The 14,241-nt window shown below is 45.8% G+C and carries 12 protein-coding genes; all 12 read right to left on the bottom strand.

Features of this window, described 5'->3' with window-relative positions; genetic code table 11:
• Nucleotides 1-77: 77 nt before the first annotated feature.
• Nucleotides 78-848 carry an ABC transporter ATP-binding protein gene (locus ACGHCT_RS03850; RefSeq protein WP_390438308.1) on the bottom strand — a complete coding sequence of 257 codons (771 nt, stop codon included), beginning with the start codon at nucleotides 846-848 and terminating at the stop codon, nucleotides 78-80.
• Complete coding sequence (locus ACGHCT_RS03845) at nucleotides 839-1,816, bottom strand: ABC transporter ATP-binding protein (RefSeq protein WP_072849626.1); 978 nt, start codon at nucleotides 1,814-1,816, stop codon at nucleotides 839-841. The genes ACGHCT_RS03850 and ACGHCT_RS03845 overlap by 10 nt, the downstream gene beginning before the upstream one ends.
• 10 nt (nucleotides 1,817-1,826) lie before the next feature.
• Nucleotides 1,827-2,684, bottom strand: coding sequence for a nickel transporter permease (gene nikC / locus ACGHCT_RS03840; protein ID WP_072849624.1), 858 nt, complete (start codon nucleotides 2,682-2,684; stop codon nucleotides 1,827-1,829).
• A complete protein-coding gene (locus tag ACGHCT_RS03835) occupies nucleotides 2,681-3,631 on the bottom strand; it encodes an ABC transporter permease (RefSeq protein WP_072849622.1) in 951 nt (316 codons plus the stop codon). The genes nikC and ACGHCT_RS03835 overlap by 4 nt, the downstream gene beginning before the upstream one ends.
• 60 nt (nucleotides 3,632-3,691) lie before the next feature.
• Nucleotides 3,692-5,314, bottom strand: coding sequence for an ABC transporter substrate-binding protein (locus ACGHCT_RS03830; RefSeq protein ID WP_390438305.1), 1,623 nt, complete (start codon nucleotides 5,312-5,314; stop codon nucleotides 3,692-3,694).
• A 22-nt stretch (nucleotides 5,315-5,336) separates the two neighbouring features.
• On the bottom strand, nucleotides 5,337-6,671 hold the full coding sequence (locus ACGHCT_RS03825) for a class I SAM-dependent methyltransferase (protein ID WP_072849619.1): 1,335 nt from the start codon (nucleotides 6,669-6,671) through the stop codon (nucleotides 5,337-5,339).
• Between the two features lie 373 nt (nucleotides 6,672-7,044).
• Nucleotides 7,045-8,619 (bottom strand): transposase, encoded by a 1,575-nt coding sequence (locus ACGHCT_RS03820; RefSeq protein WP_390436423.1) that lies wholly within the window; start codon nucleotides 8,617-8,619, stop codon nucleotides 7,045-7,047.
• Between the two features lie 107 nt (nucleotides 8,620-8,726).
• Complete coding sequence (locus ACGHCT_RS03815; protein WP_084067680.1) at nucleotides 8,727-9,707, bottom strand: ABC transporter permease; 981 nt, start codon at nucleotides 9,705-9,707, stop codon at nucleotides 8,727-8,729.
• A gap of 4 nt (nucleotides 9,708-9,711) precedes the next feature.
• Nucleotides 9,712-11,199 (bottom strand): sugar ABC transporter ATP-binding protein, encoded by a 1,488-nt coding sequence (locus ACGHCT_RS03810; protein ID WP_390438302.1) that lies wholly within the window; start codon nucleotides 11,197-11,199, stop codon nucleotides 9,712-9,714.
• A gap of 95 nt (nucleotides 11,200-11,294) precedes the next feature.
• Complete coding sequence (locus ACGHCT_RS03805) at nucleotides 11,295-12,428, bottom strand: substrate-binding domain-containing protein (RefSeq protein WP_072849615.1); 1,134 nt, start codon at nucleotides 12,426-12,428, stop codon at nucleotides 11,295-11,297.
• Nucleotides 12,429-12,476: 48 nt separating this feature from the next.
• Complete coding sequence (locus ACGHCT_RS03800; RefSeq protein WP_390438299.1) at nucleotides 12,477-13,427, bottom strand: phosphotriesterase; 951 nt, start codon at nucleotides 13,425-13,427, stop codon at nucleotides 12,477-12,479.
• A 382-nt stretch (nucleotides 13,428-13,809) separates the two neighbouring features.
• Nucleotides 13,810-14,094 carry a metal-sensing transcriptional repressor gene (locus ACGHCT_RS03795; RefSeq protein WP_072849611.1) on the bottom strand — a complete coding sequence of 95 codons (285 nt, stop codon included), beginning with the start codon at nucleotides 14,092-14,094 and terminating at the stop codon, nucleotides 13,810-13,812.
• Nucleotides 14,095-14,241 lie beyond the last annotated feature (147 nt).

Genomic DNA, 14,241 nt, shown 5'->3' with positions numbered 1-14,241 from the left:
ATTTTTCATTATAATGGGATCCGGCAGAATACACAAGGGAAAATCTATTTTACTAATCCGCCACTCATACGGCATAGTTAATAGTGCATATAAGAGCGCAGCAGTTTTTTTGTATATGCATGCTGAGGATTAGAAAATACATCCTTCACAGTCCCGGATTCAACGATCCTTCCTTCATTCATCACAGCCACCCTGCTGCAAAAAGACTGCACCACCTCCAGATCATGGGAGATAAACAGCATAGCAAGCCCCTGTTCCCGGTGTTTGCTTTTCAGCAAACTGAGAATCTGCGCCTGTACAGACACATCCAGCATGGATGTAGGTTCATCGCAGATCAATAATTTCGGATTAAGTGACAGTGCCCTGATAATAGAGAGCCTCTGGGCCTGTCCTCCGCTGATCTCATGGGGATATTTCTTAAGCTGGTCTCCGGTAAGTCCAACCTGCTCCATTAATTCCTCCGCCAGGCGGTTCCTCTCCTCCCTGGTTTTTACCAGACCGTAATTGGACGCCGGTTCGGTACAGGCGAATCGGATGGTCCCTCTTGGATTAAATGTCATCTGGGGGTGCTGGAATACAACCTGGATGTCTCTGCGCACTTCTTTCCACTCCTTTTTCCTCAGTTTTGTAAGATCTCTGCCCTCAAACAGAATACTTCCCTCTGAGGGCTTTAATAATCCCAGAATCATTTTAGTAATGGTGGTCTTGCCGCAGCCGCTTCCGCCAATCAGCCCGAAAATCTCACCCTCGTTCATTTTAAAGCACACATCCTGCACCGCATGGACAGTCCGGGTGCGGATGACACCTGACCGGTACTCTTTGCTTACGTGATTTACCTCTAAGAGCATAGCTGTTCCTCCCTGCTTTTTATGATCTCTCCCCAGCGGCGGCATCTTACCCAATGTCCGGCATCCGCCTCCTCCATCTCTTGAGGGCGGCTGCACACAGTGTCCCTGTACCGGCACCTTGTACAGAAGTTACATCCCTCGGGCAAGTCTGAAAAAGAAGGCATAAATCCTTCCATTACCTCAAATCCATTGGCAGGCATAGCCCGGATAAGACCCCGGGTATATGGGTGGATCGGATGATGCAGAATGTCCTCCGTTTTGCCCACTTCCACGATCTCACCGCAGTACATAACCGCCACACGGTCCGCCACATAGCTTGCCACCCCAATATCATGGGTAATCATCATCATAGCACACCCCATTTCCTGTTTTAACCTCAGAAGGATATCCGCAACCTCTTTCCGGAGTGCCCAGTCTATAGCCTTCGTGGGCTCGTCAACAATCAGCAGACGGGCATGTGTTATCATTCCCATGCCAATCAGCACCCGCTGGCACATGCCTCCGCTCAGTTCCCACGGGTAATTTCCATAGCATCTGTCCTTTCCGGGAAGCTGCAGACGTCTGAAAATATCATTTACGGCAGTGCGGACGCTTTCTCTTTTTCTTATTTCTTTTCCTGTGATACATTCAGCCACCTGGTTCCCTACCTTCATCATAGGATTCAGAGAGGTACCGGGACTTTGAGGAATTGCAGAAATCTCTTTTCCCCTGAGTTCACGGTAGTTTTCCTCTTCCATGTATAAAATTTCTTTTCCCTTATACAATATCTCACCCTTTACCAGAGCATTTTCAGGGAGCAGACGAAGAACCGCGCTTCCCGTCACAGACTTCCCGCACCCAGTCTCTCCAATTACACCCAGAATCTCTCCCTCTCCAATGGAGAAGGAAACATTTCTCAGTACCTGAACCTCCCTCTTCCCTACCAGAAATCCTACGTTCAGATCCTTAACCTGTAATAAATCCTTCATTTCATCCTCCTCACTCCGACTGCACTGCCTCTCTCATTCTGGGATCCAGCAGATCCCTGATACCGTCCCCCATCATATTAAAGCCTAGGGCCGAAACTGCAATAGCAAGGCCCGGAAACAGTGTCATCCAGGGAGCATACTGCATATAATTCTTTCCGTCGCTGATCATGACCCCCCAGTCCGGTGAAGGAGGCTGGGCCCCCAGTCCCAAAAAGCTTAATGACGCACAGTATAAGATAATACTGCCAATATCCAGAGAAACCATAATTAAAATTTTAGAAATAACATTGGGGAAAAAGTATTTTGCCAGCAGCTGCAGATTACTGCATCCTATGGCTTTTGCAGCCTCAATATATTCCGCATTCTTTAATAGAATCGCCTCTCCTCTGGCGATTCTTGCATACCTTACCCACTGAACACAGCAGATTGCTATAATCAGATTGCCCTGGCCCGTACCCAGCAGCGTTGAAATCGCCAGTGCAAATACAATGGTGGGAAACGCAAGCAGAACATCTACCAGCCTCATCAGTATCATATCCATAAAACCGCCGAAAAATCCTGATACCAATCCGATTCCCGTCCCCAGCGCTGCGCTTACTAATACCACTGCCACAGCTGTTGTCAGAGATACCCGGGATCCTTCAATGACTCTGCTAAGAATATCTCTCCCCATATGGTCGGTACCAAACCAGTGTTCTCTGCAGGGAGGAATAAATTTATCTTCAAGTGACATCTTTGTAGGATCATACATCTCCAGATGGGGTGCGAAGATTACGATTAAAAGCATACAGCCGGTTATAAGAATACCTAGAATCAAAATTACATTTTTACGGTTCAGCATATTAAAAAAATTCCGAATTTGTCTCATGCTCTCTCTCCTCCCGTATATCTTACCCTGGGATCGATACAGGCATATATGATATCTACAATTACATTTACTATGGCATATCCAAATGTAATCAAAAGGACACACCCTTCTATCATAGGCAGGTCCTTAGCGTTTACGGCATCTATAAACAAGGCGCCGATCCCCGGCCAGGAAAAAATATTTTCTACAATTACAGCGCCACCGAGAATATGGCCAATCTGAAGACCCAACACAGTTACAATAGGGGGAATGGCATTGCGGATGGCATGTCCCCATATTATTTTCCCTGGTTTTAAGCCCTTAAGTTTTGCCACCGTCATATAATCCTGTCCAAGCACATCCAGCATACTGGACCGCATCATTCTGGTTGTGGTTGCAATCATACCAACAGATAATGTCACAGCAGGCAAAACGATGCTGGCTGCCCCTGTCATTCCGCTCACAGGCAGCAGTTTCAGCCGTATAGAGAATATTATAATTAAAATCAGTGCGATCCAAAAGGATGGGAAGGAGGAAGTCAAAAGTACAAATCCCCTGACTCCATGATCCAGAATGCCATTATGGCGAAGGGCGCTGAGTATTCCTATGGGCAGCGCAATGATCACAGAGAGAAGGAATGCCGCTCCCCCCAGCATAATGGTATTCGGAACCCGGATGGCCAGCATCTCAAGCACTGGTTTATCATATTTATAGGAAGTTCCCAGATGTCCTGTCGCCACATCCTTCAGCCACTCCAGATACTGCATATATACAGGCTTTTTCAAATCAAATTTATCTCTTACCCGTTCAAGGGTCTCTTCTGACACTGCGTCTTCCCCGTATACTGAGACAATAATTGCTTTTGCTGTGTCTCCCGGGGTGACGTGCACCATAAAATAAGTCAATGTAGATACCAGCCACAGCACGATTAATACAACGCCCAATCTTTTTACTATGTATTTTGCCATTATGTTCCTCCTGTTCTTTATAATAAAGAAGGGGGGCTTTTATCAGCCCCCTTTTACTATCTATTTTAAACTAACTTCATTCGGAACGATAAAGTCATGCACCGCAGCGCTGTAAGAAAAGTTTTCAACTGCATCCGAAAGTACAAAAACTGCACCATAGTCTGCTACTGTGTAGACAACTGCGTCTTCCTGAGCGATTGCCTGGGCTTTCCTGCTCAGCTCATTTTTTTCCTCTCCTCTGTCGGCAGCCTTGCACTGTTCTATCAGACTGTCAAGTTCCGGATTAGAATATCCGATGTTCTTCCCATTGCTGCTTTTGGAATGATAATAGGTTTCCAGGTAGTAGGAAGCGGATGGCACATAGCCAGTGGCCGCCGAATTCAGGCAGAGATCAAAGCTGCCATTTTCAATCACTTCATTGTATGCATTTCCGTCCAGCACCTCCACGGCAGCCTCAACCCCGATGCTCTCAAAATATCCCTGAGTTGCCTGGGCAATCAGTGCATTTCCCGGACGGCGGGAACCAGTTACTATATTCAGCGACAGCTTTTCCCCATCTTTATCCAGAATTCCGTCTCCGTCACTATCCTTATATCCCGCCGCCTCCAGCATAGCTTTTGCTTTCTCAGCATCGTAATCATAATTATCTACCTCTGTGTTCGCCCAAGGCATATCTTTAATAAATATACCCTCCGGTACTGCGCCCACTCCCAGCAATACGTCCTTCACCAGCTCGTCCCTGTTGATTGCATAGATCAGAGCTTTCCTTACATTTGCATCCTTCAGGTACTCTTTATTCACATTGTAGGAATAGAAATAGGTCCTGGCGGTGTTAAACTGCTGCACCTGTATCCCATCCGCATCCTTCAGAGTCTCCAAATCGCTGAAAGGAACATCTGTAGCAACATCTATCTCATGATTCTGGGCAGAGAGAGAACGGGTGCTGGCATCGGCAATGCTCACTATCTTCCGTTCAGTTACGTTGGTTTTGACATCTTTATAATATCCGTCATAGGGAACACAGGTAAATGTACCAGATCCTACATCAAAGCTCTCCTGTTTAAAATACCCGGTTCCTACGGCTGTCACGAATTCTCCTGCATCGTTTACAGATGATTTGGCTACAATAGCCGTACCCACATTCGTAAATGCCTCCGGAAGTTCACCGGTAGCCTCAGTCATAACAAACTGCACCGTATGGTCGTCTATGACCTCCACGGTGTCAATCCCTGTTGTTTGTCTGAGAGACTCATTATCCTTCAGACTTCTGTCCAGGCACCACTTAACTGCTTCCGCATTAAATGGGGTTCCGTCGTGGAATGTGACATCATCCCTCAATTTGAATACCCATGTCTTATCTCCTGTGCGCTCCCACTCTGTGGCAAGAGAGGGCTGAAGCTCAAAATTAGAATCCACGTTGACTAAAGTCTCAATGACACCAGCTACTTCCTTCAGCATAGTAGCGCCGTCTCCATCCATTACGTCGAGAGACGTAATGGTGGAAGGAAATGCCAGGCGAAGCACCTTCTCATTCGAGGCACTGTCTTTGACCTTCTCCTTACCTGTCTCCCGGGAAACATCTGTGTCCGTTTTCGGTTCTGTTGTTTTGTTGTCACCGCATCCTGCCAGCATAGCTATGCACAGTCCTGCTGCCAACACCTTTGTTATTCCTTTGTAATTCATAAACTCCTCCTGAATTCTTAGATTATTCTTTCAAGTCTCCAATAAATGCATACCAGTTTTCTCTGTCACTGTTTAAAAGATGGCAGCCCGGCATGGATTCTATTCTCACATCTGCAAAGCCTGTCTCTTTCAATAGCTCTACAATATTGTCCTGCTTGACATTTCCAAAGGGCAGTTCCTCTGCCTTAATATCCTTCTGGTATTTTTCTATCTCCCCGCACCGGATTCCATCCCCCGGCTCCAGTTCATTAATGGCTATTAATCTGCCTCCTTTTTTCAGAACACGCTTCCACTCCCTTACCGCAGCCTGGGGTTCTGTCAAAGTCCACAGCAGGCGGGAACTGAGCACCACATCAAAGGTTCCATCTTCAAAGGGAAGCTCCAGTGCATTGGCATATTTATAGGCTACATTCTCCAGCTTCTGTTCCTTTGCGTGTTCAAGGGCAATATACATCATCTGTTCCGATACATCCACTCCCAGAACCCTTTCATACCCCATATCTCCCAGCATATTGGCAATCATCCCTGTTCCTGTGGCAACATCCAGGATATGAATTTTCCGCTTCTCTCCCACGAATTCCCCCAAACGCTTTTTCCAGGTATCTTTGTCTGCCAATGCATGGCCAGCTTCGTAATCTGCAGCACTTTTGTCCCAAAAGTCTGCCATTCCTTCCTCCTCTGTCTGGCGTTTTGTGACAGGTTTCGTACCCATAAGCACAAACCACGGCTCATAGTCGTATCCAGGTCTTGTAAGCCCCGGAAGCTTTCTGATTTCCACTTCTGTAAAGCCGCTGTTCACAAGCAGTTCCCGCAGCTCTTCCATCCCGGCGCTCATTATTTCCAGACTGGAGTCGGTTTCCCGGTCCTGATAAATATTATCCTTCCAGACAGTGAGTCCAACCTCCTCCTGCATCCGGTTGAAGCACATTACCTTTCCTCCCGGACGGATTACCCGGTACCACTCCTTCAGGGCCTTTTTTGGCTCTACCAGAGTCCAAATCAAACGCGCGTTTATTATGTAATCCACAGAATCCTCCATAAACGGCAGTTCCAGTGCACTTCCCTCCATATACATAGCTGGGGAACCGCATTTCTTTCCATGGCGGACAGCATATTTCATCATCTCTCTGGACAGGTCAATGCCCACAGTGGGATACCCCAGCCGGGCAGTCATATTTGCCAGAAATCCTGTTCCGGTTCCCAAATCCACGATACTTTTATTAGTATCTTTCCCTAAAAGCTCTGATAAAGCAGCTTCCCACGCCTTGCCGTCTTCCGTGTCATGCTCCTTATCGAATTCAGATGAACGCTCATCCCAATAATCGCCAATTACCTTTATTACGTGATCCAGTCCCATAGTCTCCTCCTTACGTATTGTCAGCCCTGTGCCGTCGCTCCCACAATTGGCCTATGCACAGCATAAATGCTGGTATTTTTCTTCGCAAGCCCCCCTATGGGTGATAAATACACTTTTTTTCTGACGCTTTTTCCAGGGCTTTTTGGGACCTTTTTCTCTGTCCGTATCCCCATCCGGGGGTGTCCGTATCTCCGATACAGCGCGCCGCAAAACAAAATTTGGCGCCAGGCATAAAAAGAAAGGGGGCTGTGAAAAAATGGAGTTGCTCTAACTCCATTTTTTCAGCCCCTCTTTATTTTGTGGAAAGCGTAAGAAAAAAGCAGTAAAAAGCGCATAATCCCCCTTACCCCAACAAACGTGCGCTCTTTCTTCTTTAAGCCACTTCCCGGAGTCTCATCTGCTTATTATAGATTTTATAGAGATTATGGCCGATAGAAACAAGAAATATCTCTACTCTTACCGAATCCAGTCCTCTTCTTACAATTCGCTTATACCTTCGGTCGTATTTGATGATTCCAAATGTCCCTTCTGCCTGGATGGAGCGGTTCATGCGGAGCAACGCCCCATGGATACTCTGAAGATTATCCAATACCTCCTGATGCATGGCGCTTAATTCCGCATTAATCCGCACTGTCCTGTTCTTTTCTGTTCTCTTGCATTTTTCTGCATAGGGGCAGCCACTGCAGTCCTCGCAGGTATAGTACTCTTCCTGCCTGCCGTATTGGTTCCCTTTCACTGGTTTTCGGTATGCAAAGTGGAACTTCCTCCCGTTTGGACAGATTAGGTTCCCTTCCGGGTCTGTCTTAAAATTCACTGCACGCAACGGGTCTTCATGGTACTTTTCGTCTGTTGTCTCTTTCTTATACATGGGGAATTTCATGAACTTTTCCATCCTATGGTCCTGGCAGAACAGATAGTTATTAAAGGATCCATACCCTGCATCCGCTACCGGATATTTCGGGTAGAAACCGTATAACTCATGGAACTTTTCCATCAGTGGCACAAAGCAGTCCATGTCGGACCGGTACTGCATGACATCTACCACCGCAATGTACTCGTCAGCCACTCCGATCTGTATGTTGTATGCAGGAAGGAGCTGGTCATTTCCCATATAGTCCTTTTTCATCCGCATGAAGGTCGCGCCATGGTCCGTCTTCGCATAGCTGTTCCGGTCAGGCTCGCATATCCGGATCTTTTCCACGTATTCCGAAAGCTTTCCGATATATTCCTTTAAACGTTCGTAGTAACGCTGCTCCTGGCTCTTCCGATGTCCCCGGCCGTATACAAATGTGTCCTCGTCGATATGGCAGAAGAATTCATACCTGGACAAAATGACCTCCAGGCTGTCCGGGGTGTATTCTACATTGGTTTCAATTTTCAGCCCTGTGTATGCCAGCGTTTCGTTCATTTCTGTAAGCAGTGTGGTAATCTTGCCGAACAGACGGTATCTCGATTTTTCCGTGGCTTTTTTCCATACCCAGGTATACTTGTTTGCATTTGCCTCGAATTTTGAGCCATCTATATACAGATGCTGCAAATCGATTCCCTCCGCTGTCTGGATATAGGACATGACTGCCTTAAAAATATCCTGGGCAGATTCCTTGATCTCTTCATTGATAAAATAACTGAAGGCACGGTAACTGGGAGTTTCATGATCCATCAGGTACATGTAACGGATGTTGACTTTGCATCGGTCTTCTAATTCCCGAAGGGAAGCGTATCCAGTGTCCATAAAGCCGAACAGGACTGTCTTTAGCATGTTGACCCGATTATATCCGGGCCGGCCCAGTTTATGTGAGGGCTCTGGCCTAAGATATCTTTCTATTCCAATCTCCTCCATGATTCTGTCAAATGCTAATACTGGATCACAGAGATCCAGACAATCCGAAAAAAACAGTGGCAGCCTTCCCTGTTTTGCGGTATAATATTTCTCGGTATTATTGTTCATAGTAGATTAATTTTACCACAAAAAGAAGAACGCCTCCAGGTTTGTATACCTGAAAGCGTTCTTTTTTTACGGGACTTTTTTCACAGCCCCCTTTCTTTTTATGCCCTTTATGCAGTTTTCTTTTTCTTTGAAAACATTCCCGAAATTTTCTGCTGTACAACTTCAAGATATACAGCTACGATAATAATCAATCCGGTTGCAATATACTGATAGAAGGTATCCATACCTACCACTACCAGTCCGATTTTCAGTGCCGACAGAATCAGAGCACCCAGAACAGTCCCTAGTATACTTCCCTTTCCGCCTGCCAGACTGGTACCTCCTATAGCCGCAGCTGCGATTGCATTCAGTTCATATCCCTCGCCGCCTGTAGGCTCCCCGGTTCCCAACCGGGCAAGTGTAACCATACCGGCCATTGCGGCGCCCATACTGCAGAGCATGTATGCCATAATCTTATATTTATCTGTGTTCACTCCGGAAAGCTTGGTTGCCTCTTCATTCGACCCAATTGCATATATGTACACACCAGTCTTTCTTTTCTTGAGAACAAATGAATATACCACTGCCATCAGAACAAGTACAATCATTGACATTCTCAGATTCGGGACTATTGAATACTGGAATATCTGACGGAATTCCTTGGGAATATTCAGCACCGGCCAGCCCCCGGTAATTAGGTAGGCAATACCTCTGAGAACACTGTTTGTTCCCATCGTGGCGATAAACGGCTGCAGCTTCATTTTTGTGACAAGCAGCCCGTTGATTGTTCCGATCAATGCCCCAAGCCCCAGGCCTATGACTACAACAGCAAGGGGCGGTACTCCCGCCACGGCAAGTCTGCCGCATGTCACAATACTGACCGCCATAGCAGACCCAACCGACAGGTCAATGCCTCCTGTAATAATAGCGCAGGTAACACCGATTGCAAGAAATCCGTTTACAGTCCCCTGTTCTACAATATCCATCAAGTTGCTGATTTCAAGATATCTTGGAGCTATGGCTGAAAATATCACAATAATAATCATAAGTGCCAGCAAAGTGGATAATTCCCGCGTGTATGACTTCATGACTTTTCTCAACTTTTCCATCTCACTACTCACCTATCGCATGTCCCAGTAATACAGTTTCACTGAACTCGTCCCTGTTTACCTGAGCCGACATGCGCCCTTCCTTTAATACAATAATTCTGTCACTCATTCCAATGACCTCAGGAAGCTCCGAAGAAATCATAATAATCGATTTTCCTTCCGCCACAAATTCTTCCATCAAAGCATATATCTCAGCCTTTGCGCCCACATCTACTCCCTTGGTCGGCTCATCGAAAATAAGGATATCTACACTTGTTGCCAGCCATTTTGCCAGTATCACCTTCTGCTGATTACCGCCGGAGAGATTCTGTGTCAGATGCTCCGGATCCATAATGTTGAGTTGTACCTTATTTCCATAGGTTTCAAAGTTTTTATATATGAGTTGTTTATCTAAACCGATCCCCTTATAAAAAGAAGGAAGGGCCGCCAGTCCCATATTCATGGCATTGCTCATAACCGGGACAAAACCTTCACTCTTTCTATTTTCCGATATCAGGCCAATTCCATATTTAAGTGCATCCTGAGGAGACTTTATATCCGTTGGTTTCCCATGTACGAAAACCTCCCCGCTTATTTTTTTATCTATTCCAAAAACAGCTCTCATAACTTCCGTTCGTTTGGCACCCACCAGGCCTGAGACTCCAAGGATTTCGCCTTTGTGAAGTACGAAGCTGATATCTCTGAAACCGTTCCCGCAGAGTTTCCGAACATCCAGCACAACCTCCTCCTGCACACAGGACGGCTTCAGTCGTACGGCATAGCTGGAAACATCACGCCCAACCATATTTTTGATCAATTCTTCCTTTGTGATGTCCGCAACCTTTGTGGTCATGATATAAGTTCCATCCCTCAGAATCGTTGCCCGGTCGGCAATGCGGAAGATCTCATCCAGTTTATGGCTGATATACAGTATTGTAATTCCTTTTTTCTTTAAATCCTCAATGATCGCAAATAATTTCTCTGTCTCTGCATTAGACAAAGATGCGGTAGGCTCATCAAATGATATGATCTTTGCATTATGGTAAAGTGATTTGGCAATGGCTATCATCTGGAGTTCGCCCACACTCAGCCCGCTGATGCTGTCTTTGCTTTTAAACCTGCAGCCCAGCTGTTGTAGTATTTCATCTGTTCTTCTGTAAATATCCTGATAATCAAGCATCCCATGCTTCTGCATTTCAAACCCTAGTGCGATATTCTGCCCTACGGACAGGCATTCTACCATATGTATCTCCTGATGAACCTTTGCAATTCCATACTTCAGCGCTTCCACAGGGGTCTCAAAGTTCACTTTCTCTTCCCCTATATAAACGTCTCCGTCTGTAGCAGTAAAGACACCGTGGAGAATATTCAGCAGTGTCGATTTTCCTGCTCCGTTTTCCCCGAGAAGTGCATGTACCTCCCCCTTTTTTACCGAGAATGACACTCCTTTTAAAGCATAAACCCCGGGGAACTTTTTCTGTATATTATCAAAACGAATCATCGTATCACTCACAAAACACTGCTCCTTTCTGATTCGGCAGCCTCTGGAAGATGCAGCCCAAAGGCAGCCCTGCCGGGCATAACAGCACCGGCAGACAGCCCGCCTTTTTATTCAAATGCCGGATTTTCCCATCCCAGATTTTCTTCTGCTGTGTTATCTACATTCTCAGAATCCAGCATCTTACTCGGTGTAAATACAACACGCGGCACTTCTTGTCCGATCATCCAGCGGTAGCAAACCTCAGCTGCCATATATCCCTCATAATATGGGAAAGAATCAATTGTCGCTGCCATCTCTCCTGCACGGATGGAGTCATATGCTTCTGACTGTCCGTCGCACCCAACTACATAGATGTCTTTATTCAGCTCCAGATTTGCCTCTTTCACCGCTTCAACGACTCCAAGGGCCATAACATCATTGTTACAGAAAATCGCTTTCAGATCAGGATATGTCTTTAGGAAGGTAGCCGCTACATCCTTTGCCTTGGATCGATCCCAGTCAGCATTCTGCTTGGCGACAACCTCAACGTCCTTATTGTTCTCTTTGAACCAGCCTTCAAATCCTTCCGTTCTGTTTCTCGTCACACCTGTTTTCGCCATTCCCATGACGATTGCAACTTCGCCTTTTCCGCCTATCTTCTCATTTACCCATTCTGCCGCGATCTGTCCCTGTTCCAGTGAATTGGGTCCCACAAACATGTCTGCGCCATTAAATTCATTATTCACTGCAAACACGGGGATATCCGCATCATGGGCCGCCTCGATCCCGGGAAGGCAGTTCGCATCAGAAATAGGTGATAAAAGCACTGCATTCACGCCCTGTCTTACCTGATCCTTCAGAATAGAGAGCTGTCCTTCCTCATCATCCTCTCCCATAGGAGATGTGGTGTCTACTGTGAGCTTCCTGCCTGCTGCTTCTGCGTCCTTCGCAAACCCTTCATACCCGTTTGCAATTTCCTGCCACACTACATTTTCAAACGCTTTTACATTTCCCGCAAAACTGAATTCTTTGTCTGATGCCGCAATATCTCCTGCTTTTTCCCTTAGCTCTTCAAAAGTAATGGCGTCCTCCTCTTCGAGGGGATTAAATGTCTCATCGGTAGATGCCCATTTCGTACCATCAGATTCTTTTGATGCACTCTTACTGTCTCCCTCTGAATCTCCTTTTGAATTTCCGCATCCGGCAAAAACAGCTGACACTGTCAGCACTGCGCATAACAAACATGCAACCTTTCTCTTCATAGCTTTTCCTCCATATACTTTTTAATTAGTTAATACTAAGTTAACTCGTTATTTTCCAAGGGCTCTTCCCGGATTTTCCCGTGTAATCCGGCATATTTCCCCCTCTGTAAAGCCACATTCTTTTAATCTGGGAATAAATGTCTTTAGGATATAATCCATTCCGCATCTGCCGCCGTATGATTTCAGCCGATCTGCAGTTGGATCTGTTGAAATTAATATCTGATCCAAAAAGCCTTTGCCGGCCATGTGCTGAAGCATCCGGATTTCCGATTCGTTATCATGAAATTCAAATAGAGTTATGGTATCATATTCCATAAATACTCCTGTTGAAGCTATCTTCTCATGTATGTCCAGATCCTTTACCTGCCTGTCCACATGGCATATAAGAATCCGTTCCGGTGCAAGTCCCAGCTCAGTCAAATACTGTACTGCTTCCAGGGCGCCTTTCCCATACTCTGTGTGGAGCATAAGGGAAGTTCCCGTTCTTGCTGCTGCGCGCCCTGCAGCACCCAGGAGGACTCTGGTTCTTCCGCTTACCCCTTCCTGCGTCAGCATTGCCTTTACAAGGCCGGCTTTAATATCTGTCTGATAAGAAGGCCAGCCATAGCAACCGCCCAGAAACATTCCCTCCGTTAATTCCCTTACGAACATCTCCTCTAGCTTTTCTTCCGGCGTGTCCCATATCCAGTGGTCCTTTGTATAAAACACAGGGATATGATAACCCGTACACGCAATAATCTGTACGCCGGAAACCTCTGAGGCTGTTTTCAGAGCAAGGGCATCCCTTCCCGTGGCAAGTGGGTTTGCATCTACTAAAGTGCTCCCTCCCGCCTCCTTATAAAGCTTTAGCTCCTTTATGGACGCGGCCAGATTGTTGAGCCGCAGTTCCGGATTCGTAAGCAGTGCCGGAGTCTGCGTGATGTATACATGCTCATGGGGCTGACAGTGCCCTGCATCTCTGACATCTGACTGTCCGGTCACGGTTTCTATTACGCTCATTATTATCCCTCCCGTGGAATTTTGCTTTTGTTCAGAAGTACAAACAGTGACATCTCTAAGCCTTACTATTACCTTACTTTAACTTCGTTTTTATTTATAAAGACTATATCACAAATGAAAATATTTTTCAATAGTTTTATTTTATTTTGTAAATAGTTTTCAAGTTGAAATTATTTTTTTGTGCAGTTTTACAAAGGATATTCCAATTATCACTGGTATTAACTGGAATTCATTGAAAACATATTACATATGCCTTGATCTTGATTGTATATTTTTTTCACTAATGAATGAAACACAGTTTCGTCTCACATAAAAAAGGATGCTATAGAACAAGTATATCCTTGCTCCAAAGCATCTTTTTATAATAGTTATGCATTTCCTTCTACTTCATAAAACTATCTATTGATTTATTCAATTTATGGATGGACTCCCGTTCCTCTCCGTCAACAGCATCCCTCACACTCTGCGTGATATAGGTTTTTAAGACTTCCTTGCCGGTATTATTCACTGCTGACTTTACTGCAGAAAGCTGGATCAGGACCTCACTGCAGTCTCTCTGGGTCTCAACCATAGTTCGTATAGACTTCATATGGCCGATGACCTTGGATAACCGATGAACGATGGCTTTGTCATATACTGTAATCTTATCCTCTTTTCTGTCTTCCATGTGTACTCATCCTTTTTGGTGGAGGCAGCGGGGTGCCATCGCCCCATGGCCCCCCGCCAGTGAATTCTATTTTCTATCTTTTATCTTGGCTGGTTTAAGAATACTACACTGCAAGATGTTTCTCAAGCCTCCCCGGGGGTTAAAAAG

The organism is Lactonifactor longoviformis (genome assembly GCF_042848515.1).
Classification (GTDB): domain Bacteria; phylum Bacillota; class Clostridia; order Lachnospirales; family Lachnospiraceae; genus Lactonifactor; species Lactonifactor longoviformis.
This window is presented reverse-complemented; position numbering and strand designations above follow the sequence as displayed.

Bases quoted from the DNA above. Each gene is read 5' to 3' on its own strand.
- ACGHCT_RS03850 (WP_390438308.1), bottom strand. From the start codon at position 848: ATGCTCTTAGAGGTAAATCACGTAAGCAAAGAGTACCGGTCAGGTGTC.
- ACGHCT_RS03845 (WP_072849626.1), bottom strand. From the start codon at position 1,816: ATGAAGGATTTATTACAGGTTAAGGATCTGAACGTAGGATTTCTGGTA.
- nikC (WP_072849624.1), bottom strand. From the start codon at position 2,684: ATGAGACAAATTCGGAATTTTTTTAATATGCTGAACCGTAAAAATGTA.
- ACGHCT_RS03835 (WP_072849622.1), bottom strand. From the start codon at position 3,631: ATGGCAAAATACATAGTAAAAAGATTGGGCGTTGTATTAATCGTGCTG.
- ACGHCT_RS03830 (WP_390438305.1), bottom strand. From the start codon at position 5,314: ATGAATTACAAAGGAATAACAAAGGTGTTGGCAGCAGGACTGTGCATA.
- ACGHCT_RS03825 (WP_072849619.1), bottom strand. From the start codon at position 6,671: ATGGGACTGGATCACGTAATAAAGGTAATTGGCGATTATTGGGATGAG.
- ACGHCT_RS03820 (WP_390436423.1), bottom strand. From the start codon at position 8,619: ATGAACAATAATACCGAGAAATATTATACCGCAAAACAGGGAAGGCTG.
- ACGHCT_RS03815 (WP_084067680.1), bottom strand. From the start codon at position 9,707: ATGGAAAAGTTGAGAAAAGTCATGAAGTCATACACGCGGGAATTATCC.
- ACGHCT_RS03805 (WP_072849615.1), bottom strand. From the start codon at position 12,428: ATGAAGAGAAAGGTTGCATGTTTGTTATGCGCAGTGCTGACAGTGTCA.
- ACGHCT_RS03800 (WP_390438299.1), bottom strand. From the start codon at position 13,427: ATGAGCGTAATAGAAACCGTGACCGGACAGTCAGATGTCAGAGATGCA.
- ACGHCT_RS03795 (WP_072849611.1), bottom strand. From the start codon at position 14,094: ATGGAAGACAGAAAAGAGGATAAGATTACAGTATATGACAAAGCCATC.